At 61.7% G+C, this 418-nt stretch carries 1 pseudogene; it reads left to right on the plus strand.

Features of this window, described 5'->3' with window-relative positions:
* Positions 1–147: pseudogene (locus C2134_RS19260) on the plus strand (IS110 family transposase); the annotation flags it as partial.
* Between the last annotated feature and the right edge of the window lie 271 nt (positions 148–418).

Below are 418 nucleotides of genomic sequence, written 5' to 3' on the forward strand. Positions count from 1 at the left end.
GCCCTGGCCCAGTGGACGGCCCAGCTGATGCTGCGTCGGCCGAGCCAGGTGGTGGCGTGCGCGGTGGCGAATAAATTGGCGCGGGTGGTGTGGGCGATTCTGGCCCAAGGCGGCGAGTACCGCCCGCACCCCCGCGCCGGGATGTAAAAACCGCCGGGCGATCCCCCGGCGGTTAGGAGCAGACCTGCTTTTGCGACGACAGACCCTGATGACGACAATCGGCCAAACGGCCTGGCGGCAAACCTGACATGCAAAATAGTCTGTGCAGACTGTGGGGCTTTTGAGGACCGTCAGGCGCGGCTCACATCATGGACCGGGCGGCATTGCCCACCGAGAGTCCGGATAGATTAGAGCAAGCCTACCTTGTCAGTATGAATCAGTGTTCTGGAGTTGCAAAACTCGGGCTGACCATAGATTT

The sequence above is a fragment of the Chromobacterium sinusclupearum genome (assembly GCF_002902845.1).
Classification (GTDB): domain Bacteria; phylum Pseudomonadota; class Gammaproteobacteria; order Burkholderiales; family Chromobacteriaceae; genus Chromobacterium; species Chromobacterium sinusclupearum.